18 protein-coding genes are annotated in these 17,212 nt (G+C 69.1%); 14 read left to right on the forward strand and 4 right to left on the reverse strand.

Annotated elements, in window-relative coordinates:
• The first annotated feature begins 23 nt into the window (after window positions 1-23).
• Both FDO69_RS27205 and FDO69_RS27210 read left to right on the forward strand, forming a co-directional pair.
• Window positions 24-1,346 (forward strand): aldehyde dehydrogenase family protein, encoded by a 1,323-nt coding sequence (locus FDO69_RS27205; RefSeq protein WP_104782629.1) that lies wholly within the window; start codon window positions 24-26, stop codon window positions 1,344-1,346.
• A 223-nt stretch (window positions 1,347-1,569) separates the two neighbouring features.
• Window positions 1,570-3,045, forward strand: a complete 1,476-nt coding sequence (locus FDO69_RS27210; protein WP_234388126.1) for a serine/threonine-protein kinase — start codon at window positions 1,570-1,572, stop codon at window positions 3,043-3,045.
• A gap of 29 nt (window positions 3,046-3,074) precedes the next feature.
• On the opposite strand, the gene FDO69_RS42750 is transcribed toward FDO69_RS27210, so the two are convergent.
• The gene (locus FDO69_RS42750) at window positions 3,075-3,203 is read right to left on the reverse strand and encodes a hypothetical protein (protein ID WP_267896257.1); all 129 of its coding nucleotides are present in this window, start codon (window positions 3,201-3,203) and stop codon (window positions 3,075-3,077) included.
• A gap of 5 nt (window positions 3,204-3,208) precedes the next feature.
• On the opposite strand from FDO69_RS42750, the gene FDO69_RS27215 reads away from it, so the two are divergent.
• A complete protein-coding gene (locus FDO69_RS27215) occupies window positions 3,209-3,793 on the forward strand; it encodes a DinB family protein (RefSeq protein WP_104782635.1) in 585 nt (194 codons plus the stop codon).
• A gap of 73 nt (window positions 3,794-3,866) precedes the next feature.
• Here FDO69_RS27215 and FDO69_RS27220 read toward each other — a convergent pair whose 3' ends face one another.
• Window positions 3,867-4,610 carry a LamG domain-containing protein gene (locus FDO69_RS27220; protein WP_104782638.1) on the reverse strand — a complete coding sequence of 248 codons (744 nt, stop codon included), beginning with the start codon at window positions 4,608-4,610 and terminating at the stop codon, window positions 3,867-3,869.
• 362 nt (window positions 4,611-4,972) lie between these two features.
• Between FDO69_RS27220 and FDO69_RS27225 the strand changes: the two genes are divergently transcribed.
• The 3 genes from FDO69_RS27225 (at window position 4,973) to FDO69_RS42310 (ending at window position 7,027) form a co-directional block, all read left to right on the forward strand.
• Window positions 4,973-5,185 (forward strand): hypothetical protein, encoded by a 213-nt coding sequence (locus FDO69_RS27225; protein WP_104782641.1) that lies wholly within the window; start codon window positions 4,973-4,975, stop codon window positions 5,183-5,185.
• 260 nt (window positions 5,186-5,445) lie between these two features.
• Window positions 5,446-5,574 (forward strand): hypothetical protein, encoded by a 129-nt coding sequence (locus FDO69_RS42755; protein WP_267896258.1) that lies wholly within the window; start codon window positions 5,446-5,448, stop codon window positions 5,572-5,574.
• The gene (locus FDO69_RS42310) at window positions 5,564-7,027 is read left to right on the forward strand and encodes a C40 family peptidase (protein ID WP_234388127.1); all 1,464 of its coding nucleotides are present in this window, start codon (window positions 5,564-5,566) and stop codon (window positions 7,025-7,027) included. Before FDO69_RS42755 ends, FDO69_RS42310 begins: the two co-directional genes overlap by 11 nt.
• Before the next feature lie 177 nt (window positions 7,028-7,204).
• Here FDO69_RS42310 and FDO69_RS27235 read toward each other — a convergent pair whose 3' ends face one another.
• A complete protein-coding gene (locus FDO69_RS27235) occupies window positions 7,205-7,615 on the reverse strand; it encodes a hypothetical protein (RefSeq protein ID WP_138430188.1) in 411 nt (136 codons plus the stop codon).
• A gap of 211 nt (window positions 7,616-7,826) precedes the next feature.
• Here FDO69_RS27235 and FDO69_RS27240 point away from each other — a divergent pair, with 211 nt between their 5' ends.
• The 8 genes from FDO69_RS27240 to FDO69_RS27275 all read left to right on the forward strand — a co-directional run bounded on the left by FDO69_RS27240 (window position 7,827) and on the right by FDO69_RS27275 (window position 15,230).
• Window positions 7,827-8,273, forward strand: a complete 447-nt coding sequence (locus FDO69_RS27240) for a hypothetical protein (RefSeq protein WP_104782646.1) — start codon at window positions 7,827-7,829, stop codon at window positions 8,271-8,273.
• An 82-nt stretch (window positions 8,274-8,355) separates the two neighbouring features.
• On the forward strand, window positions 8,356-9,192 hold the full coding sequence (locus tag FDO69_RS27245) for an SMI1/KNR4 family protein (protein ID WP_234388128.1): 837 nt from the start codon (window positions 8,356-8,358) through the stop codon (window positions 9,190-9,192).
• 208 nt (window positions 9,193-9,400) lie between these two features.
• On the forward strand, window positions 9,401-10,816 hold the full coding sequence (locus tag FDO69_RS27250) for an FG-GAP-like repeat-containing protein (RefSeq protein WP_104782649.1): 1,416 nt from the start codon (window positions 9,401-9,403) through the stop codon (window positions 10,814-10,816).
• A 140-nt stretch (window positions 10,817-10,956) separates the two neighbouring features.
• The gene (locus FDO69_RS27255; protein WP_199838327.1) at window positions 10,957-11,124 is read left to right on the forward strand and encodes a hypothetical protein; all 168 of its coding nucleotides are present in this window, start codon (window positions 10,957-10,959) and stop codon (window positions 11,122-11,124) included.
• Between the two features lie 127 nt (window positions 11,125-11,251).
• Window positions 11,252-11,803: a SigE family RNA polymerase sigma factor gene (locus FDO69_RS27260; RefSeq protein WP_104782652.1), complete on the forward strand. Its 552-nt coding sequence runs from the start codon at window positions 11,252-11,254 to the stop codon at window positions 11,801-11,803.
• Window positions 11,800-13,161, forward strand: a complete 1,362-nt coding sequence (locus FDO69_RS27265) for a PQQ-binding-like beta-propeller repeat protein (RefSeq protein ID WP_104782655.1) — start codon at window positions 11,800-11,802, stop codon at window positions 13,159-13,161. Before FDO69_RS27260 ends, FDO69_RS27265 begins: the two co-directional genes overlap by 4 nt.
• Before the next feature lie 300 nt (window positions 13,162-13,461).
• Window positions 13,462-14,466, forward strand: coding sequence for a GlxA family transcriptional regulator (locus tag FDO69_RS27270; RefSeq protein WP_420878544.1), 1,005 nt, complete (start codon window positions 13,462-13,464; stop codon window positions 14,464-14,466).
• Window positions 14,463-15,230 (forward strand): DJ-1/PfpI family protein, encoded by a 768-nt coding sequence (locus tag FDO69_RS27275; protein ID WP_104782661.1) that lies wholly within the window; start codon window positions 14,463-14,465, stop codon window positions 15,228-15,230. The genes FDO69_RS27270 and FDO69_RS27275 overlap by 4 nt, the downstream gene beginning before the upstream one ends.
• Before the next feature lie 191 nt (window positions 15,231-15,421).
• Here the strand turns inward: FDO69_RS27275 and FDO69_RS27280 are convergent, their stop codons facing one another.
• Window positions 15,422-16,930 carry a DUF4246 domain-containing protein gene (locus tag FDO69_RS27280; protein WP_104782664.1) on the reverse strand — a complete coding sequence of 503 codons (1,509 nt, stop codon included), beginning with the start codon at window positions 16,928-16,930 and terminating at the stop codon, window positions 15,422-15,424.
• Between the last annotated feature and the right edge of the window lie 282 nt (window positions 16,931-17,212).

Here is a 17,212-nt window from a genome sequence, read left to right on the forward strand (position 1 = left end):
CCGGCGCCCACCGGAGAGGCGCCATGAACCCCCACACACCCGAGACGCCCGCCGACGTCGTGGCCAGGCTGCGCGCCACCTTCCGCACCGGACGCACCAAGCCCGTGGAATGGCGCACCGGCCAGCTGCGCCGCATGCGGGCGATGCTCACCGAGCGGGGCTCCGACCTCGCCGCCGCCCTCCACGCCGACCTCGGCAAGAGCAGCACCGAGGCCTACCGCACCGAGATCGACTTCACCATCCGGGAGATCGACCACACCCTCGACCACCTCGACGGGTGGCTGCGCCCCGAGCCCGCTCCCGTCCCCGCGCACCTGGGCGCCGACGCGACCGCCTGGACGCGCTACGACCCTCTTGGCGTCGTACTCGTCATCGCCCCGTGGAACTACCCGGCCCAGCTGCTGCTAGCCCCGGTGGTCGGCGCACTCGCCTCCGGGAACGCCGTCGTGGCCAAGCCGAGCGAGCTGGCCCCGGCCACCTCGGCCGCGCTGGCCGAGCTCCTCCCGGCCTACCTCGACACCGACGCGGTCGCCGTCGTCGAGGGCGGCGTCCCGGAGACCACGGCCCTGCTGGCGGAGCGGTTCGACCACGTCTTCTACACCGGCAACGGCACCGTGGGCCGCATCGTGATGCGTGCCGCAGCCGAGCACCTCACCCCGGTCACCCTGGAACTCGGCGGCAAATCACCGGTGTTCGTCGACCGCGACACCGACCTCGACGTGGTCGCCGACCGGCTGGCCCGCGGCAAGTTCATCAACGCCGGGCAGACCTGCGTGGCCCCCGACTACGTCCTCACCACCCAGGAGACCGCAGCAGCCCTGGAGACCGCCCTCGTCCGCGCCGTCGACGCCTTGTACGGCGGAGACCCGGCCTCCTCGCCGGAATACGGCCGGATCATCAACGAGCGGCATTTCGACCGGCTGTCCGCCCTGCTCGACTCGGGCCGCGTCGTGACCGGCGGCGACAGCGACCGCACCGGCAAGTACATCGCGCCCACGGTACTCGCGGACGTCGACCCGAAGTCCCCCGTGATGCAGGAGGAGATCTTCGGGCCGATCCTGCCCATCGTCACCGTGTCCGGCCTCGACGAGGCGATCGACTTCATCAACGACCGCGACAAGCCCCTCGCGCTGTACGTCTTCAGCGAGTCCGGCGAGACGCGCGACCGGATCGCCGCGGAGACCTCCTCCGGCGGCCTCGGATACGGCCTGCCGCTCGCCCATCTCACCGTCTCCGACCTGCCGTTCGGCGGGGTGGGGGAGAGCGGCATGGGCAACTACCACGGCAGGTACTCCATCGAGACGTTCAGCCACCGCAAGGCGGTCCTGGACAAGCCGCTGAACTGAACTCGTCGTTCGGGCGCGCACCGCACCACCATCGCTGCTCGTGAGGTTCCCGGTGTGGTCCTGACCCGCTGCCGGCCCCGCCGGGCGCTCGTCGGGCGGGGGGCTTGGGGGGACGGGACACTCTCACTGTTGTGCAAGCGGCGGATGGATGGGTACCTGCGTTCGGCGGCACGTCGACGGCGGGCCTGTGAGCGATGCGAGTGCGCGGAGTGGGGAGATCGAGGTGGGATTGCGCGAGGTGCGGGGCGCCCGGGCTTTTCGAGGCTGTGCCCGAATACTGGCGGGCCGCTACCGTCTGGATGCGCTGATCGGTTCGGGTGGCGCGGCCGACGTGTACCGCGGGTACGACCTCAGGCTGCGACGGCCGGTCGCCGTGAAGGTGTTCCGCCCCGGCACCGGCTTCGACACGGAGGAGGCCTTCCGGAGCGAGGCCGTGATTCTCGCCCGTTTGCACCATCCGGGCCTGGTGACCGCCTTCGACGCCGGACGCGATGACGGCGACGCCTTCCTGGTCATGCAGTTGATCGACGGACGCACTCTGAAGTCCCGCATCGCCGAGGGTCCCTTGCCGTGCGAGGCTGCGGCCGCGCTCGGGGCTGCCCTGGCCGAGGCGCTGGCTCATGCCCACGAGGAGGGAATCGTCCATCGGGACGTCAAACCGTCCAACATCCTCCTCGACTCCTCCGGCCGCGCCCATCTGACGGACTTCGGCATCTCCCGGGTCCTGGATGAGGCCACCCGCACCGCTCCCGACACCCTGACCGGCACGGCGGCCTATCTTTCCCCGGAGCAGGTACTGGGTCGGCCGGTCGGCCGACCCGCCGACGTCTATGCCCTCGGCCTGGTCCTCCTCGAGAGCCTCACCGGCCGACTCGAATACGACGGCGGCCCTCTGGAGTCCGCCGTAGCGCGTCTGCACCGCCGGCCCGTTCTCCCCGACTTCCTGCCCGACGGCTTCGCAACCCTCCTACGGGACATGACGAGTCTGGAGGAACATGTTCGTCCCGAGGCGTACGACTGCGCCCGAACGCTGACCCGGCTCTCCGGAGCGAGCCAAGAAGCGCCTGTCGCCTCTGTTGCCCGTCCCGCGCTCAGCGTCGTATCCCCCACAGTCGCGGAGCGCGCCGACCGTACCCACCGGAGTGTGTCACCCGCTGCGCAAGCTCCCGAAAGGCCGGGTACCTCGACAGGACTTTCTCAGAGGGTGTCTCGATCCGCCTCCCTACGCGGCGGCCTGCGAACGCGGGGGATGGCAGCCGCAGCAGCCGCACTGGCCGCCCTTCTCGCCACCGGCCTGGCGGTCACCGACGGCTTTTCACAGCACGATGCCGCGGACGAAGCGGCGCCGTCCGCCCCGGATCCGGTCGCTCCCACCACCCCTCCCGACACCGCCGATCACCAGGACGACGCATCCTCCGCACCGGTGACCCGGCATTCGCGCAGCCCCTCGGACTCCGATCGGCCGCTGGACGATTCCGTCCCCGTGCGTGATGCTCCTCCGCCCTCCACCAAGTCGAAGCCCGGCCCCCAGCGCGAAACCACTGCCGGCTTCCCTGCGCGGACCGCGGCCCACGCAGTCGCCAAAGACAGGGGCAAAGACAGGGGCAAAGACAGGGGGAAGACCCCCGACGTGCCGCCAGGTCAAGCACGGCAGAAACAATGGGGAAAGGAGACGGCACAGCGGAACCGCAGGCCCTGACAGCGGCGATGGAACAAAGTAGGGGTGTCTCACGTGGCGAGTTTCGCGAGCTTCTCGTAACAGGTCGGGGCGGCGGCCATGACCGGGCCTCGGCTCTGCCGGTCGTCGCGGACCCCGTACGGGATCTTGAGCGCACGAGCAGCCCATGGCAGGCTCATGCCGCGTGATCGACGACTTCGCGAAGGACAACCTGCACGGGAGACTGCGGCGGGACCGCGAGGCGCTGCTCTGGAAACTCGACGGCTTGTCCGAATACGACGCCCGCCGACCTTTGACAGCGACCGGGACCAACCTCCTCGGCCTGGTCAAACACGTGGCCACCGTCGAGGCCAGGTACTTCGGCGAGGTCTTCGGCCGCCCCTCTCCGGAACCGCTGCCCCGGTGGCAGGACTACGACGGCAGCGATCTGTGGGCGACCGAGGACGAGACCCGCGATCAGATCATCGGGTTCTGCCGGCGCACGTGGGAACACTCGGACGCGACGATCAACGAGCTTCCCCTCGACGCCCCCGGCCACGTGCCGTGGTGGCCGGAGCCCTGTCCCAACACGAACCTGTTCGCCATCATGGTCCATGTCCTCGGCGAGTCCATCCGGCATGCCGGGCACGCCGACATCCTGCGCGAGGGCCTCGACGGCCGGACCGGGGTGCGCGCCGAAAACGAGCAGCAGATCGACGAGGAAGCCCGTGCGGCCTACTGCGCGAAGATCGAGCAGGCCGCCAGGTCGGCTGCACCGAACAAGGCTTGAAGGGGAACTCACCGGCAAGCTGCACGTGCAGCAGCCTGAGAGTGTCTCCGCGTGGTGGTGTGAGGCCGACGGATCAGGCCCTCTCCGATGCTGCCCCGCCCGGAGTGGTGCTTGTGGTGGGTCGTCGTACGAGCAGTTGGCTCACCTCGTATGACATCTCGGTCGTTTCCGGTCGTGGTGCGGGATGGTATCGCCCGGCGCACACGGAGAGATTGACGATGAGGTAGGCGTGCCAGGTACGGCCCACGCCCCGCCCGTCGGTGAAGACCGGTCTGCCGTTGAGCCACCAGTCCACCGAGCGGGTACCGAAGACAGTGCGCAGGTTCACCCATGCGCCAGGGAGGATCGCCCGGTCGTGGTGGTAGCGGTTGGTGCCGCGTACGTGATTGGTGAATTCGAGCAGGTCGGGGTTGTCCGGGTGGTACTCGAAGACGTCGATCTCCTGGTCGCCGTCGCGCCAGGTCCAGATCGCAGGCCAAGCGCCGATCTCTTTCGGCAGCCGCACCCGGGCTTCCAGCACATCCCCGGCACGGACGGTGAAACCTTCTTCACTTCCCTCGGTGGTGAGCAGCCCGGTGTTCCACCGGCCGTCCTGCCGTCGTCCGGCACGGAAGACGCCGGAGCGGCTGTATGCGGGGTCGGCCACCAGGTGATCGAGCTTGTCGTCGCGCGGGTTGACCGGGCCTCCGCCGGGATAGGCCCACGAACGGCCCGCCAGCCATTGGGTGGTGGACGTGAAGTCGGCCGTGAAGACGACCGGTGTGGAGAGCGGGCGGCCGGGCGTAGGAAGTGAGCCGGCCGGTAAGGGTTCGGTCATGGCGAATGTCTCACCGCTTGAAGGCCGCATATGCGTCCAGCCCCGGCCCTCAGGGCAGATCTGACCCTTTCAGGTGAACGGTCGGAGACAGCACCGCCGGACGGTCAGGACCGCGGACGGGCACGGTCCACGGCTGGACCACAGTTGGGGTGGGCAGGCTCCCGACGACCATCGCTACCGCGTGCTCGCGCAGTGGCCGTCGCAGAGTCGTCGGACTGCGGGAGACCGGCACCGGTTCGCCTCCGCCGCCTGGGCTCCGGTGTTCAGTTGCGCCCGATGGTGGAACTGATCATGAGTGGGCGACACTTGATCCTGGAAGGCTTTCCGGAAAGTGGGGCCCGGGGGAGAGGCGGTGACGACCAGTGAGTGAGCAAGGCGGCCGCGACTGGGTGGGCATGACTCCGGACGACTTCGACCGTGAGGCGCCGCCGCGCCCGGAGGTCGACGGGCGGATCCCGGCCGAGCTCGACGAGTGCGGAACGGCTCCGCTGTTCGGCGATGAACCGACGCCGGCAACGACAAGCGGGACCGGTCCGCGCTCTTCTCTGCGCGGCTGCCAGGGACGGCTGTTCTGACCCCCAGGTGATCCGCACGGCAGGTGTGAGGGCCGCTCGATGCCCGCCTCCTCAGTACGCCTCAAAAGCTGCGCCAGTGAGTGCAATTGCCTCGTGGTTCGCGAGGGGAGGGGTGAAGGTCACAGCGGCATATCGGGCATTTCGCTCTTCGATCTTCACGCAAGGCGCACAAGTTGGCTAAGTTGGTCACCGTGTGCACAACTCTCACCGATGCATCGGTGGTTTGGTGCGCCTCTCGGAACGGAAGGAGTGCCCTTTCCATGGCGCTGGAACGAACCTCGCACCCCGGAGTGACCGACTTCCCGGACAAGGCCAACTCCCTTGCCCCGGGGGCTCTCACCGCCGAGGACCGGCTCTCGCAGTTGGCTGGTGCCCGCGTTGGCGACTGACAGCGAGGGGCCGAGCCCCGACGAGGTGCGGCGGTGGGTCGACAGGCTCTACGACCGGGCCGAGAGCGACACGGGTACCTTCAATGCGACCCGTGCCGCCGCGATTCCGCGCCAGCGAGACGCGGCCGCCCGTGGCCGGTCCCAGAGTGATGTGGAGCCGGCGGTCGGAACGCTGGCCCGGAAGTGGTTCGACGCCGCCCGCGCCAAGCTGGGCCCGACCGTGCCGGCGTGGCACACGGGCCAAAAGGTGCCGCCCCGCCCCGACCGGGCGCCCCAGGCGGCACGCCCCGTACGGCAAGCCGAACGTGCCGCGGAACCCCGCGCCCTCGAAGCGCCCCCGACACCCACCGGTGTCGCTTTGGAGCTGACCAGCGGATCAGCTCAGGCGCCGGCCACTGAGTTCCTTCCGGAGCTCCCCGACCGGCGTGCCGTACCGGCTGCGCCAGGCAAGCCCGGGCAGGAGGAGGGCGCCTGGCGAGCCGGTGCACAGTCGGCCCTCGACGCCGAAATGGCGGCGTGGCCGCTGTACGAGCCCTCGTCGGCGCCCGCACCGCAGTTCAGCCCACAGTCCACCACGGCGCTGTCCGCCGTTCCTGATCCCACCGCGGCGCTGCTCACGGTTCCTGATCCCGCCGCGGCGCTGCTCACGGTTCCGGATCCCTCCGCGGCGCAGTCCGCCGTTCCGGATCCCGCCGCGGCGCTGCCCACTGCCCTCGGCTCCACCGCGGGTGCTCACCGGGCGGATGTTCCAGCAGACGGGGCGGAGACGTACGGTGCCGGGCAGGGGGCTGTCGCGACCGCACCGTACGCCACAGCTCTGGCAGCCGATCTCACCGCCTACCACCCCTCCGGTCCACGGCCCGAGGTGACCACTGCCGGCTACGGCGCCGGCCTGCCTGACATCTCTGCATCGACCCTGGCGGCTCCTGCGCCACCGGTGCCGACCGGACCGGTCACCGCACTCGCCCCCGCCGCACCGACGGTGGCTGCCGCGGCGTTCGTTCCGGACATCCCCACGCCACGTGAACCCCCCTCCACCACTTACACACCCGGCACTTACGGTGGATCCTGGCTGTCGCCCAACCAAGGCCACAGCACCCAGACCGAGCGGGTGATCGCCTTCGCCCGTGCGCAGATCGGTCGGCCCTGCGTATGGGGCGCCGTCGGGCCGGGATCGTACGACGCCCCGGGTCTCACCCAGGCCGCGTGGAAGACTGCCGGAGTCACTCTTCCCCGGACCTCCCAGGCCCAGTGGGGAGCGGGAGTGCCGGTCTCGCTCGCTGACGCCCAGGTCGGAGACCTGGTCTTCTTCCACGACGACCTCGGCCACGTCGGCATCTGGAGCGGAGACGGCATGATGATTCACGCCCCGGGGCCGGGAGCGCTCATCCGTGAGGAGTCGGTGTTCTTCGCCGGTCAGTCGGCCATCAAGGGCGCGATCCGCCCGGCCTGACGGCCCGCACAGGCCGGTGTGCAGTACGGGGAGAAGTGAGGTGAGGGATTCCGCCATGCCCTTGAGGAGGCAGGGCACTTGGGCGAGGGCTCGCCGCCGAGGCGAAGGGGCTGAATAGCGCAGGGCCATCGCCCCACCGCCGGTCGGAGTCGGCCCGAGGACTCGTGTGCTCAGGTGTTACGGCGCCGCGGCGCCGCTGGTCTCCCTCATCAGGTCGTCCAGCTTCTTCTTGGCGTCGTCGAACTCCTTGCCGAGGTCGGAGGCGTCCGGGGTCGGGATCACGTCTTCCCACGGGGCGTCGTCGATGGCGCCCTCCACCACATCGTCGACGGCCTTCTCGGCATCGTCGCTCGCCAGGTACTCCTTGATCGCTTCACCCGCGAGGCGCTGCAGCGTCTTGTCGTCGACGCCGTCACAGGCTTCGGGCTTCTTGCTCGCAGGCGCGTCGTCGCCGGCCGCGACCGTGTCTCTGTACTGGTCGTACAGGGCCTTCTTGCAAGCTTGCGGGTCCGCCTTGGCTTCGGCGCCTCCGCAGGCGGTGAGCGTGGCGAGCAGCAGCGCGGTCACCGCCGTGAGTGTCGTACGCATGCCCATATTCCCCCCAGTTGCTGTGTGCTGACAGAACATCATGCGTCCCGCGAGGGTGGCATGCCGGGCACGTGGCCGTGTTGTGACCGGCCGGGCCTCCGCGTGGCCGGCGGCTCGTGCGAAGCGCCCTCCGCTTGCCGCGGAGAGTCGATCGAACCAGCAGGCTCTCTCGATCGGCTGCTCCCCCGACGCCACGTGGCAGCATGCGGCAATGGCCTTCCAACACCCCGACGGCGACTACACGATCACCGCGATGTACTCCGTACCGGATGACGCCTGGTACCTGGAACTGGACGTGGTGGCCGGGCAACGGAATCTCGTGACGGCGATCGTCCCCGACGAGGATCCGGCTCGGAGGCCGACGGTGTGCTTCAACCCACGCGAAGGACACGTGGACGTCCCGTACGAGGTCATGCGCTGGTTCATGCACCACGTCGATGAGGAGATCCGAACCTCCCGTGCCTGGATGCGGTTGAGGTCCGACCTTGTCGAGATCATTTATCAACTCCGTCAGGAGTACCTGGGCGTCATCGACGACGACACCTTCCGCCATGTCCTGGCGGAGCTGCGCGCCGCGATCCCCGAGACAGACCTCCCCGCCGTTCTGGAGGCCGCTTTCGGACGCAATCCCGACGGCACGACCGTGGTGGCACGATGACGGAACCGTCGAGCGGATCCATGAAACGCTCCGTCTCAGAGTCCGTGCAGCCGAGGGCCGCAGGTCTGAAGCGTCCGCCGGGTTGATCGACTGGCAGTACGTCCGCACCGCCGACACCGTCCCGGCGGTCACGCCGGGCTTCGATGCAGGCAAGAAGGTCAAACTGGGCGACTGGACCTCCGAGATCCTCGGCCGCGAGCTCGGGATCGTCCGCAGAGACCCTGTCCGGCACGGCTTCCAGGTGCAGCCGAAGCGGTGGGTGATCGAGCGCACGCTGCCGTGGATCACTGCCCACCGGCGCCTGGCTCGCGACTACGGGAGCAGCACGGCTGACTCGGAGTACTGTGCTGCTGTGACCAGTGACAATGCCGACCACAGGGCGCTCTGGGACGGCGCTGCGGTCCGTGCCCGTGTCGCCGCCATGGCCCGACAAGACCCTCTGCGTCAGCGTTTCGGGTCCTCACATCATGGATATCGACTCCGCCCTCCTCTGGGGGAGGACACGATCGGGCTGTTCGAGCAGCAGCATGGTGTCCGGCTCCCCGCTTCCTACCGCAGCTTTCTCAAGGATGTCGCGGACGGAGGAGCGGGACCGGACTACGGGCTCCTGGGTCTTGCAGAGGAAGTAGACGGCGAAGAGGCTCTGCACGACCTTCGAGAAGAGGGCAGACGCGCGGGCTTCCTGTCCACGCCGTTTCCGCACACCCACGAGTGGCGGGGGCCGGGGAAGGGCGGTGCTGCCGACTACTCGGTCGAAGGGAGCCTGGTCATCGGGGAGTGCGGTTGCGGCATGTTCCACCGCCTGGTCGTCACGGGGAGGAACGCTGGTCACGTCTGGCTCGACGATCCTGACTGGGGCGGCCTGACGCCGGGGCCGGACTTCCGAGACTGGTACTCGGCATGGCTGGCTGGGACCTGACCTGCTGCGGCCCGAGCCCGTCCGGGCGAGCTGGTCGACAGATCTCAAACGCGGTCTGCGTGAAAGCGGCCTGAACTCACGGCGTAGCGCAGGCAACCAAGTGCTGGGGCAAGCCAGTCGTACTGGGCGTACGGATGAGGATCTTGGTCTCGGGACGGGGACCGGTGTCCCCCCGTGCTCAACTACCCTCACGATCCAGGGAGTCGACATGTCCCAGCCCGTGCGGGGCGCAACCCGGCGTACCGTCGTGGTCGCGCTCGCCCTGCTCAGCGCCACCGCCGTGATGCCGGTGGCGCACGCCCGGCCCGCCGTGGCGGAGGTCCGCCAGGACTTCAACGGCGACGGGTACGAAGACCTGGCCGTTGCGGCCCCACACGCCACAGTGGGCGGGAAGGCGAACGCCGGATACGTGGCGGTGCTGTTCGGGTCGGCGCGCGGGCTGAGCCCCGCCGCCCGCATGGTGTACACGCAGGCGTCCGCGGGCGTGCCCGGCGCCGTCGAGGCCGGTGACCGGTTCGGCAGCCGGCTCACCGCCGCGGACCTCGACAACGACGGCTTCACCGACCTGCTGGTCGCGGCCTACGGAGAGCGGTGGGAGCAGAACGGCCTCGCCCGGGAGGGCAACCGGACCGTGCTGTGGGGCGGGCCCGACGGTTTCACCACGGGGAAGGTACTGCCCGCCGAGGGCACCGGCAGCTTCCAGGCCGGCCTGACGATCGCCGGTGACTTCGACGGCGACGGGCGCCGGGACCTCGCCCGCGAAGGCCTGGTGACGTACGGGCCCTTCGGCCGCGACGGGCAGCCCTCGCGCGTCCAGGGCGACGTGAAGTTCGCCGACGACGACGTGCTGACGGTCGGCGTGGCGACCGGGGACACCAACGGCGACGGTGCCACCGACCTGGTCACGGTGACCCGGGCGTACGACCGGGACCCCGAGGGCGGCTACACCTACGAGGTGAACCAGTTGCTCGGCAGCCGTGGCGGAGTGCGCCCGCTGACAATCGTGAGGGGCCTCGAAGGGCCCACTTACGGGGACCTCACTCTCGGCGACCTGAACGGAGACGGGAGGGCGGACCTGGTGCTGGGCGCCAACTCCCTGCGCATCCGGTACGCGGGTGCGGGCGGCCTGACCGCCGGTGCGCCCCACGTCATCGACCAGGACACCCCCGGCGTCCCGGGCGTCCAGGAGCGGGACGACGCCTTCGGCTGGTCGTTGTCGGTCCGGGACGTCGACGGTGACGGATACGGTGACCTGCTGGCCGGTAACCCGTACGAGAGCTTCGACGGGGTGAGCCGCGCCGGCACCTTCGCCGTCGTGCCCGGCGGGCCGCACGGACCGACCGGCGCCGGTACCACAGTGCTCAGCCAGAACAGCGCGAACATGCCCGGCACCGCCGAGCGGCAGGACTTCTTCGGCTCCACCACCCACCTCGTCGACGGCGACGGCGACGGCCGGGCGGAGCCGGTGGTCGCGGCTGCCGCCGAGGACGAGGGAGCGGGTGCGGTCTGGGTGCTGCGCTCCGGCCCGGCGGGCGTCACGGCCCGGGACTCCTTCTCCTTCGGCGCCCGCACTCTCGGCACGGTCGCAACCAAGGCTGCGCTGGGCTCCGCCTTCCCCGACTGAACTCCCCGACAGGCCTCGGTGGTCTGCGCTGAGTCCGCGCTGCGCCTTCCGACCTCCACCCCCTACCTAGCGACTGCATACAGGGGCGCACTGCGCGGCAGGTCTACGCACTCACCCCCGCCGGGCGTGACCTCTTCGCCGTGGTCGTGGCCCTGCGCCAGTGGGGTGAGCGTCACGCGTTCGCCGCCGACGAGCCTCATTCGGTTCTGCTCGACCACCACGGCCACGAACTGGCCGAGCTGCGGCCCACGAACTCAAGCGGCGCCCCGGTGGATCCGGACACGACATCCGTGCGCAGGGAACGCTGACGACGCGGAACCGAAGCGGCGACAGACCCCGGGGGGCGTCTCGTTGGTGCGAACGCACGATCTTGCCCGATGAGGGATAGGCAGGGGCGGCTCATCGCGTCGTGATGATTCGAGAAGGGGAGGGTCGATGGAGGCCTCGAGTCATGACGAGTTCCGGGAGTTCGTGGAGATGCGCTCCACCGCGCTGCTGCGACTAGCGGTGCTGCTCACCGGCGGGGACCGGCACGCGGCGGAAGATCTGCTGCAGATCGCACTGATGAAGGCCTACGGGCGCTGGGGGCGCATCGAACAACACGAGGCATATGTCCGCCAGGTGATGTACCGCCAGCAGGTCAACCGCTGGCGGCTGCGAAGACACCGCGCGGAGACGACGGTGCCCGTTCTGCCCGACGAGGCAACGGGCGCGGAGGCCGGATCGGACGCCGAGCTGCGGATCGCGCTGTGGGCGGCGCTGGGCCGTCTGACGAAGCGGCAGCGGGCCGTGGTCGTGCTGCGCTATTTCGAGGACCTGCCGGAGGCCGAGGTCGCGGCGCTGCTGGGGTGCCCGGTCGGCACGGTCCGCAGTACGGCGCACCGATCGCTCGCCAAACTCCGCTTGCTCGTACCGGAGCTGGGCCCCGAGGGGCCGAAGGAACGGATCCAGTCGCTCGGCTACACGCCCAAGGAGGTTCAGCGATGACGACGGAGCGCGTGGAGGAAAAGGTCCGGCAGACGCTGCACGCGGTCGCCCTGGACCGGGTCCGTGCGCCCGGGGACCTGGTGGAGAAGGTGGTGCGGCGGCGAAGCCGGCGCCGTTTCTCACAGGCCGCGGGGACGGCGGTCGCGGTTGCCGCGATCAGCGTGGGCGCGGTCTTCGGCTTCGCGGACGGTGGTACGGCGCGGCATGAACGGCCCGTGCGGCCGGCGGCGTCGCCGGCGACGCCGCCGGAGGGCTGGAAGCCCTGGCAGAGCAGCAGTCCGGATGCCGGCGAGCGGGGATGTGTGGTGGACGGTGCCGCACTGTACTGCAGCGGGTCCAAGTACGACGCCGCGAAGATCGACGCCAACACCGGCAAGCGGCTGTGGGGCGTCGAGGTCAATCGCGAAGGCGACGGCATCGACCATCCGGTCGCCGTGCGCGACGGCGTGGTGTACGCCTACCGCAATCACACCGCGGAGAACCTGCCCAACGGCGACTACTTCGGTGGCACCGACCTGATGGCGGTGAACGCCGGCACGGGCAAGGTGCTGTGGACGGTGGAGATGCCGCAGGACGACCGCACGGACCAGGCCGCCATGCTCATCGACGGCGCGGTACTGGCGAACACCCCCTCGGTCCGCACGATGTCGGCCCTCGACCCACTGACCGGTAAGGAGAAGTGGCGCCACACCTGGGACAAGGGCATCGCGTGTCAGCGGGCCGTGCTGAGCGGAGTGCCCTACCTCCTGTGCACACCTGACGTCGAGAAGCCGGACGGCACCGACGTCCTCCGTCTCGATCCCGCGACCGGAAGCACCACGAAGGTCGCGACCCTGGCCGGCGGGCAGCGGCTCGTCGGGACCTCGGGGGACCGGATGGTCCTGATCGCAGCCGAGGACGGCGGCCGCAAGGACATGCAGCTGACCACCGTCAGCAGTTCGGGAGAGCATGCCTCGCACCCCTATCGGATCGACGGCGCCCTGGCCACCTCCGATGTCGTAGGTGATCGTTTGATCACCGTGTCCCGGCAGGGCAAGGCCTCGGCCCACTCGCTGACCACGGGAAAGACGCTGTGGACCCGCCCGGTGGGCGTCGAGGTGCCGAGCCAGGACACGATGCCGGGCCTCGCGACACCCGTGGCGTCGGCGGAGCAGGGGATCGTGTACTTCTTCAGCCCGACCGGAGACCTGTCCGGACTCGATCTGCACACGGGCAAGCAGGTCTGGCGCACTCACGTCGCCACCGGCAAGCCGAGGCCCGGATTCGGGGGCCCGCCCCAACTCCTGCTGTACGAGGACGTGCTCGTCGCCAAGAACGGCAGCAAGATGGTTTCCCTCCTGCCCCGGATCGGCGACTGACCCATAAGCCCCAGGCCGGGCGGCACAACGCCCCCCGGCCTGGGGCGGGCTTCGCCAGTGCCCGGGGCGGACCGCTGCCCGAGGACGACCGCCGGCATTCAATTCACGGCCTCGACAGCCGGCAGGGCAGGGCTGCATCGCCCACAGGAAACCTTCGTGGAAGATCTCTTCAGCACCTGCTCGGGCGGGCTGGGCTTCCCTCAGGTAACCGCACCCCACTCCCTGGATCATCAGAAAAGACGTCTTGGTGAGCGCGGGAATTCTGGCTCCTGGGTCGCGCGCATGCTGGTATCTGGGGCCATGACCTCCAAGCGACGCGTTCTCATCGTTGCCTACGACGATGCACAGATCCTCGACATCGCCTGTCCCAGCGGCGCGCTGGACATCGCCAACCGCTACGGCGCGCAGCCCCAGTACTCCGTTGAGCTGGGGACTCTGGGCCGTCGGGCTGCCCGCAGCTCGGCGGGAATCACGGTGGGGGCGGGGCAGGGACTGGAGACGGTAGCGGGTCGCCTGGACACGTTGATCGTCGTGGGCGGCATCGGGTGCGAGGACGCGGCGGCGGACGAGCGGTTACTCGGACAGGTTCGCCGGCTCGCCGGCCTCAGCCGGCGCGTGGCCTCCGTGTGCACCGGCGCCTATGTGCTGGCCGCGGCCGGACTTTTGGACCACCGGCGAGTGACGACCCACTGGGGATGGGGCGACCGGCTCGCCGACCGCCACCCCGCTGTGGCAGTGGACGCGAACCCCCTCTACATACGTGACGGCAACGTCTACACCTCGGCCGGCGTCACCAGCGCGCTCGACCTGACACTGGCCCTGATCGAGGACGACCACGGCCCAAAGCTGGCCCGCGCAGTCGCACGGGAACTCGTGACGCATCTGCACCGCCGGGCCGATCAGGCGCAGATCTCCACGTTCCTGGCTGCTCCGCCGCCGGACGACCGGCTCGTGCGGGACCTGACGGGCTACATGGCCGCGCACATATCCGAGGACCTGACCCCCGCTGCCCTGGCAAGGCGGGCGGGGGTCAGCACCCGGCACCTGACCCGTCTCTTCCGTGCATACCTCGATACGACTCCGGCCCGGGCCGTGCGCGTGGTGCGCACCGAAGCGGCGGCACACCTGGTGCAGTCCAGTGGGCTCTCCCTCGCGGCGATCGCCCGCCGCTGCGGCTTCGGGTCGGCACAGACCCTGAGGCAGGCGTTCTGGGACCACTACGGCATGACGGGGGACACGATGCGCAGGATGCCGGACATGCCGCCTGCACGCGTCACGAGGCAGCGGAAGACTCCCGGTTCATGAGCAATGTGACGACACGCAGAAACGTACTGCGCGGGGCCGTGGCCACCGCCGCGCTCGCCACTACTGCCGCGGCGCCGACCGAGGAGGCGTACGCCGCCGCACCGGGCGCCAGCGCGGGACCGAGCGTCGGCATCCTGTTGTACGACGGCTACAGCCTGCTGGACCCCACAGGTCCGGCCGAGATCCTTTCGAGGCTGCCGGACGCGACCGTGACGATGATCGCCGAGAAGCGCGGCCCGGTCCGCACGGACACCGGAGATGTCGCCGTGGTCGCCGAACGGTCCACCGCCGACGTCGACCGCCTCGACGTCCTGCTCGTTCCGGGCGCCGGCAACCGAGGCACCATCGGTGCGATGAACAACCAATCGCTCCTGCGCTGGATCCGTCGGGTCCACCAGCACACACAGTGGACGACTTCCGTGTGCACCGGGAGCATCATCCTCGCGGCGGCCGGCCTGCTGGACGGAAAACAGGCGACGACCTACTGGGCCTCCGCCGAGTACCTCCAGTCCACGTTCGACGTGACCTACCTGCCGCAGCGTTATGTTCGCTCCGGAAACATCATCACCGCGGCCGGAGTGTCGGCGGGTGTGGACATGGCCCTGTACCTTGCGTCCCTGATCGCGGGAGATCAGACGGCCAAGGCGATCCAGCTCGCCGTCGAGTACGACCCCCAGCCGCCCTTCGACTCCGGCAATGCCGCCGAGGCAAGTCCCGAACTGAAGGAGAAGGCACTGCAGTTGCTCGCCGCCTCCCAGGTGTGACTGCCGGCGCTTCAGGAGAGCCGGCGGCCGCGGCAGCCAGGTGGGTCCGTGCCTGTGGGACTGGCACGGACCCGGGCACAGCCTCCGCGGCCGAATTGTCCCTGGCCCTCGCCGGCGCTCCTGCCCTGGACGGCTCACTGCCCGGCCATCCGCGCCTTCCTCGCTTGCAGACAATCCGGGACGGGAGAAGTTCAGTGCTCGCAGAGGGAGAACTCTCGCTCGTACAACTGCTCGTTGTGTTCGTCGACAAAGAACGTGCGTTCCCGCATGAGCTGTTCGCGGTGACTCCTGGCCTGTTCAAGTGTCATGGTCGAGGCATCGGACCACGGTTGCTGCGGTGGCACATCGGATGTCGAGACGATGGTCTCCGATGGGTCGACCAGGAAGAACGCGAGGATCTTGCGGTATCCCGGGCGGGTGGGGTCCATGAGGCGGAATGAGCCGACCCGGTGTTGCAGGATGTTCGGGAACGCAAGGCAGCGGCCCGCTGGGGTCGATGCCGATCCCAACATCTGGTTCAGTGCGTCTTCGTCCTCCAGGCCATAGACCTCACGCAGGCCGCCCTCGTCGTTCTGTTGGTAATCCGGGTCGTCGAGTGCCGCCCGGAAGCTCAGCCGGCTTTCGGTGATGTTCTCGCTGTCCCAGTAGTAGATTCCGGTGGAGACGATCCGCTCGTTCAGCATTCCCTCGACATGCCAGGAGCCGCCGGGGTATTCGGGCTTGTCGGGAGTGAGGTGGATGGTGGCGAGCTTGACGATGACCTGGAGACGGCGGCCGCGCAGGTCGACTCGGGCGGATCCATCGGGTGGCCCCGGAGGAGTGAAGGCCGGGGCGTCAGGGATGACGGGGCGGCGGTTTTCCCACCAGTCGTCGTGGGCCACTGCCCATACGCGTCGGGCTTCTGCGTAGGCCTCGTCATCACTGTAGGAAGACCTGTCTGGATACTCGGGCTCCGAGTCGTACCAGCCGTAGGGATCGGCCTCGATCCGCCGGGGCCGCGGATGACGCAGATCGGTGAGCACGTTCTCCAGTAGCGGACGCATACGTGCGAACAAGTCGGGCAGGACGGCGGCCAGTTCGTGGTGAGTCTCGGGGTGAATGTTGTTGACGTACGAGCGGAAGGCGACATCTCCGTCGTCACTGACCTCGACGTCCGTGGGCAGCCACTGGAATTTCTCCGAGAACTCGTACTTCGAGTAGTGGTTCGTCGGATTCTTCCACGCCCGCTCGGGCGCGCCGCTCACCCCTCTCACCAGAGAGAACAATGAGGGATGAACCAGATCCAATACCTGTCCGTCGGATCCGGGGTGCCAGTCCAGTTCCGCTTCGGGAACCTGTTCCAGAGCCTCAACCGCCTTGCGCAACCGCATTCGGAGCGTGTCGTCGACCAGAGCGTCCGACTGCCACACCCCGTCGACGGCAGACACCTCGATGCCGGTTCGCTCGTCTCTCAGGGCGGCGTAATGCCCGAGTTCGGCCAGCACGTAGCGCACTTGCGCTTCGGTGAGCCCTTGGGAGACCGCTTCTTGCGTCCACCTCGCGACGATGTCGGCATCATTCATCTTCTCGAACCACCCCGGCTTCGACCGAATGTGTGCGCTGCACTGCAACATCTGCAGTTCCCGCAGCGTTCGCGGTGGCGTGAACGATATGGAACGGGAAGCGTGAAAAGGCAAGGGAAAAGCAGACAAGGCGGTCAATTCTCTCGGTCCTCACAGTGGGTGAGCGGTGGCGGTGAAGAGTACTTCAGCGGACTGACACTGCTTCCGGACCCCTGTCATCGCCGGGCCCGGCGAACCTCTGGACTTGCTCAAGAGGCGCTTCGGGTGACCGCAACGCCGGGCATACTGCGGGCAATCCGGGCGCAGCTCGGCGGAAGGGGGCGTCGTGTTGATCGCATGCGTATTGGTGGGCGTACTGGCACTCGTCACACTGGTCACCTGGATGGTGCGCCGGGCATGGCAGCGCGCGTGGGACGATCT

It is taken from the genome of Streptomyces tibetensis, from assembly GCF_007655005.1.
In the GTDB taxonomy this organism is placed as follows: Bacteria; Actinomycetota; Actinomycetes; order Streptomycetales; family Streptomycetaceae; genus Streptomyces; species Streptomyces tibetensis.

Excerpts from the sequence above, each read along its gene's own strand:
- FDO69_RS27260 (WP_104782652.1), top strand. The coding sequence starts at position 11,252 with ATGGAGGCCTCGAGTCATGACGAGTTCCGGGAGTTCGTGGAGATGCGC.
- FDO69_RS27250 (WP_104782649.1), top strand. The coding sequence starts at position 9,401 with ATGTCCCAGCCCGTGCGGGGCGCAACCCGGCGTACCGTCGTGGTCGCG.
- FDO69_RS27205 (WP_104782629.1), top strand. The coding sequence starts at position 24 with ATGAACCCCCACACACCCGAGACGCCCGCCGACGTCGTGGCCAGGCTG.
- FDO69_RS27270 (WP_420878544.1), top strand. The coding sequence starts at position 13,462 with ATGACCTCCAAGCGACGCGTTCTCATCGTTGCCTACGACGATGCACAG.
- FDO69_RS27240 (WP_104782646.1), top strand. The coding sequence starts at position 7,827 with ATGGCCTTCCAACACCCCGACGGCGACTACACGATCACCGCGATGTAC.
- FDO69_RS27235 (WP_138430188.1), bottom strand. The coding sequence starts at position 7,615 with ATGCGTACGACACTCACGGCGGTGACCGCGCTGCTGCTCGCCACGCTC.
- FDO69_RS42755 (WP_267896258.1), top strand. The coding sequence starts at position 5,446 with ATGGCGCTGGAACGAACCTCGCACCCCGGAGTGACCGACTTCCCGGAC.
- FDO69_RS27275 (WP_104782661.1), top strand. The coding sequence starts at position 14,463 with ATGAGCAATGTGACGACACGCAGAAACGTACTGCGCGGGGCCGTGGCC.
- FDO69_RS27265 (WP_104782655.1), top strand. The coding sequence starts at position 11,800 with ATGACGACGGAGCGCGTGGAGGAAAAGGTCCGGCAGACGCTGCACGCG.
- FDO69_RS27220 (WP_104782638.1), bottom strand. The coding sequence starts at position 4,610 with ATGACCGAACCCTTACCGGCCGGCTCACTTCCTACGCCCGGCCGCCCG.
- FDO69_RS42750 (WP_267896257.1), bottom strand. The coding sequence starts at position 3,203 with ATGAGCCTGCCATGGGCTGCTCGTGCGCTCAAGATCCCGTACGGGGTC.